Annotated in this window: 3 protein-coding genes; 1 reads left to right on the top strand and 2 read right to left on the bottom strand. The window is 46.8% G+C overall.

Annotation, left to right across the window (positions count from 1 at the left end; translation table 11 throughout):
- Window positions 1–149 precede the first annotated feature (149 nt).
- Both A0J57_RS26765 and A0J57_RS25735 read right to left on the bottom strand, forming a co-directional pair.
- Complete coding sequence (locus A0J57_RS26765) at window positions 150–1361, bottom strand: collagen-like protein (protein WP_139791718.1); 1212 nt, start codon at window positions 1359–1361, stop codon at window positions 150–152.
- A 978-nt stretch (window positions 1362–2339) separates the two neighbouring features.
- Window positions 2340–2918 (bottom strand): replication/maintenance protein RepL, encoded by a 579-nt coding sequence (locus tag A0J57_RS25735; protein ID WP_077204197.1) that lies wholly within the window; start codon window positions 2916–2918, stop codon window positions 2340–2342.
- 710 nt (window positions 2919–3628) lie between these two features.
- On the opposite strand from A0J57_RS25735, the gene A0J57_RS26245 reads away from it, so the two are divergent.
- Complete coding sequence (locus tag A0J57_RS26245; protein ID WP_153023178.1) at window positions 3629–3904, top strand: hypothetical protein; 276 nt, start codon at window positions 3629–3631, stop codon at window positions 3902–3904.
- Window positions 3905–4093: the final 189 nt, after the last annotated feature.

Here is a 4093-nt window from a genome sequence, read left to right as displayed (position 1 = left end):
CACTGGTTCCATACCAGGTACTTCGGCTTTGCCAACTGCTTCTTCAATCCATCCTTGTTTTGTATCAAATTCCAGAGTACGAATCCAAACGTACTCAAAATACTCGTCGATAACACCAAAAGCTGGCGTAGTAAAATCAATGATTGCCATTAAGCTATGCCCGTATCATTGCCCGTGTCTCCGGTATAAGGGTCGTTTACATGAGTGTACTCGCCTTCAAAATTATTAGCAGGCACTGACAAAGTGTAGCCCCGGAGTAATTGAAACAAGCTATGAAACAAGATACCAAATGCGGTGCCCATGTCGTTTGTTCCGTCGGTAGGTAAAAAGACAGTATCTTCGTGGTCTTCGACCGCACCTGTTAGCGGGTTTTGCATTTTTCTTGTCACTGTAAACTCTTTGAGCATCGATGTACCGTCTCCTGGATCGCCCTTGTCGCCTTTGTCACCCTTTGGACCTGTGCTGCCTGGTGCTCCTGGTGCTCCTGGATCGCCCTGGTCGCCTTTGTCCCCCTTGTCTCCTTTGTCGCCGTTTGTGCAAGGGCACGGAACACCGATGTTGACCTGATAGGTGAATGGGTCAATCGGATCTAAATGTGTATATCCCGTAGTGCCACCAACATTCACAGTGACACCACCAATTAAGTTAGGTGCTGACGAGCGTGGAATGTTTGTAGGCAAGGGAACACCATCTGGTATCAATGGTGGATCGGGTAAAACTAAAGCCACTAGATCTCTGTCCTCCGTGTCTCCTGCTAATCGGTATCCGATTATTTTTACGTAAAAAGAAAAAGGCATCATTTGCCCTAGGTAGGTGGTTCCAGCGTCAATGCCGGTTTGTATGATGCGTGGTTCTGAGTAATCATGCACGTCTGGCGGCAATGTATAACCGTCGTAATATGGATCGCCAACGTTGGAGCAAATCAGTCCTTCTGGTATTTCCGTCGTGAAACTTACTGGCAGATTGACGCTTCTCCCACGTGCCCAGAGGACTAATGGACCTTGTTCCCAAATACATTTCAAGTCAGGTCCATACGGCTCTTGGTTGCGGACATTTCCGTAAATTTCCCAATGAAGATCCGCAGTTATATCTACTTCAGCGAGCGCGCCCGAATTAAGCGCTGAAATGCGGTAAAACGTATCGAACGCTTCATTCGTATAATCATCCCTAGAAACAGTGGTATCACCCTCACTGACGAAACTATTAATCGAATCTCGTCTGATCCAGGTGGTCGGAATTTTGCTTGTGTAAACATCTCCGAGCGTCACTCCACCGGCTAGCTTCAAGTCTCCTGGTGATACTGGTATCTGGTCACTAGGTGCGCCACCAGGAGGGTAATAAGTTACTAGCCTATTAGTCATGGCGGTGTTTCCTGACACTGAATGTACACTATCTGAGCATAAGCGTACTGCCAGCAGATATCGACGTATGTTCCATCCTGAAAGTCAGCCAATGTCAGCACCGGGGGCGATGGCATCCCTGCGGCACAAACAGCATCAATTGTTAGCAAACGCATTGGTTCTGCGTAAAACAGCTTCTCCCATCCGTCAAATTCTCTGTCACCGTTAAGGTAATTGTAAGAACGCAACAGGCTAGATAGTTCTGCCCACCACAATTCAGGTGCTTCTGTTTTTCTATAAAGCGCTGTCACAGTATTACCTAAACGCTTGCAGTCGCCTTCCAAACGTTTGTATTAAAAACACTTGGATGATTTTGTATGCTCTTCTCACCGCGAAAACTAAACTAAGTTTTCGGCTGCATAGTGTGTGGAGCATATCGCGTAAGAGATATCGCTTACGCTGATTTTACCTGTGTTTTGTAAGGTTGTCAAGTTTTCGCCAATGGGCGGCGTACTGATCCAAGGTGGAGATCAGTACGCCCTTTCTCACAGTGCGGTTGCTCCGACTTACCTTGAGAAATGCTTGATGTTATGACGAGAGCAAGATTGACAAGGCAAGCCACACGGCTTGATTGCAAGCTCTTTCAGCCTAGCTCGGAATCCGTCCAGGTCTTTGTCTAATTTCTCAACAACGGTAAGCAAACTCTTATAAGCAGCACAAACAGCACACCTACAATCACGCTTGCGTACACCGCTGAGAATAGCTGAGAAAGCACCTGTAGCGTTACATCCTTCAGATTCATTGTTTGACATTTTTCAGACCTTCTACTTTTCTGTGACTCTAGCCCTGGTGTCACAGAAAATACTCAAGGAATATATGCCCTGGCTGAAGTTTTTCAAAACCTGCGGCGACGTCGCCTCCCCCGGAGGGGGACGGGAGGGGGGTTGCAGCGAAAATGCAAAAGCCCCGCTTGCTCACTCAATGTTTCTGCTTGCGGGGCTATTCTGCGTCGGACGTCGGTTCATATTCTACCTTATTGTCAGAAACAAATAAAGCAGTCGGCTGACTTTGCGCCATGGAATTGTAGTAACTATGGGTATCTCCACGCCATGCAATTAAAGGGTTGAGCCGGTAAACGGTCATACCTTTCAAATTGGTTTTGCGCTCTAAGACACCTTTTTCAACTAAGGTTTTCAGCAGCGTGCTGACATTGCGTGGAGCGATGTTTAATTCTTCGGCAATTTGCTTTTGGCTGATGATAAGCCAGTTCTCGTAATTCAATTGAGTCATAAGCAAGAACAAAACCGAGCATTGTTTGCCGGTCAAATTCATCTTCGCTAATGCATAAAAACCACGATCAAACACGTTGATATACTTATCGGGAAATGGGCGTTTTTTTCTCTGAAGCCAGGCCGGAAATCCATCTAAATTTGCCTCACCGGATTCGGTGTCGACGCAAAAGGGATTCCCCTTGGAATCAAGCTTTAGTATAGTATTTTTTGTTCTCAAGAGGGCAGTACTTTCTAGTAAGTGATCTAAATATTTAGAGAGTTTATCTAAATATTTAGACCTTTGCAAGAAGGCTGATCCAATACAGGCCTGATATTTGAGATGCTTCTTTTAGTACTGTTACTGAGTTACCAAGAGCCAGGAAGCCCGATGAGGTTGCAAAGCCCTTTGCCTGCAACAGCCTATCCCCCTCCCGTCCCCCTCCGGGGGAGGCGACGTCGCCGCAGGTTGGGAAATACAAATTGCGTGCCACCATGCGCGGTGCTATAATGTAGGCTACAAAGCAGCAAGCGGTATTTTTGTTCGTATGTTTTTGCCCCGCTTGCTGCTTTGTCGTCTTGTGCTATATTGAAATAAGACCGGCGCGATATGCAGCGCTACCCGGCTGAAAAGCTCGGAACAATTCTATGGCTAATCAAAAATTCAATTTCCCCTATACGACTGACGGGGGCAAAATCGCTGTAGCGCGTTTAACTGCGGATGTAGCAAATGACGGCGGCTTTGGTGCACCGAACCAGTCGTTCACTCCAAACGGCGCAATAAAGCGCGAGCACATGCGYCATATAGGCTTGCGTGAGGATGCAGCACCGTACAGACGTTTCACACGTCCGTGCAAGTCTACCTCAGTGGGAGGCTATGAGCAGGTCGGACAAGCCAAAACAATCAAAGTGAACGGCGTTAACGTAGCCTGTCACATCGTCGGTTCTACTGGTGAAAAAACCAGAGGCGCTGACGTTACGAAATAGGTCCTAAACGGCACAATAACAGAGGTTTTTTACATGAACATCAAACAGATGGCTGTAAACAGTTTTGTGGCAATCRGTTTAATGGTGGTTTCTTCAGCGACTACTGCCGCTGTTTACGGGCAACTTGTGCCGCCACCAAAACCAATTGCCATTGATCCAAGTGGAAATATATCCGACGGTTTTAATTCTTTAGACCGCGCAAAGCTCGACCAGCTTTTAGCAGCGGCTAGCAGAATACAGCGGATGCTTAGACCACATTTTGACGACGGGTCGGCGGATTTTGTACCGCCACCGTATCGCAATTACTAAGAGCTAAGCGTCGGAAGCTGATCTAAGTAATTGTTCCCTCAAACTATAAACGGAGCCAATTGAAATGGCACAAAAATACTACATTTACACACCTGATAGCAGAAGCAATCCGGCATCTGCTGATTCAATCAACTTGATTGTACAAGCGGATGAAGCCGTTATGGCTCTTTATCCAGATCTGGTCTGGAA

The organism is Sphingobium sp. 22B (assembly GCF_001580035.1).
In the GTDB taxonomy this organism is placed as follows: Bacteria; Pseudomonadota; Alphaproteobacteria; order Sphingomonadales; family Sphingomonadaceae; genus Sphingobium; species Sphingobium fuliginis.
The sequence above is the reverse complement of the archived record's forward strand: the minus strand, read 5'-3'. Positions and strand labels throughout refer to the sequence as shown.

Excerpts from the sequence above, each read along its gene's own strand:
- A0J57_RS26765 (WP_139791718.1), bottom strand. The coding sequence starts at position 1,361 with ATGACTAATAGGCTAGTAACTTATTACCCTCCTGGTGGCGCACCTAGT.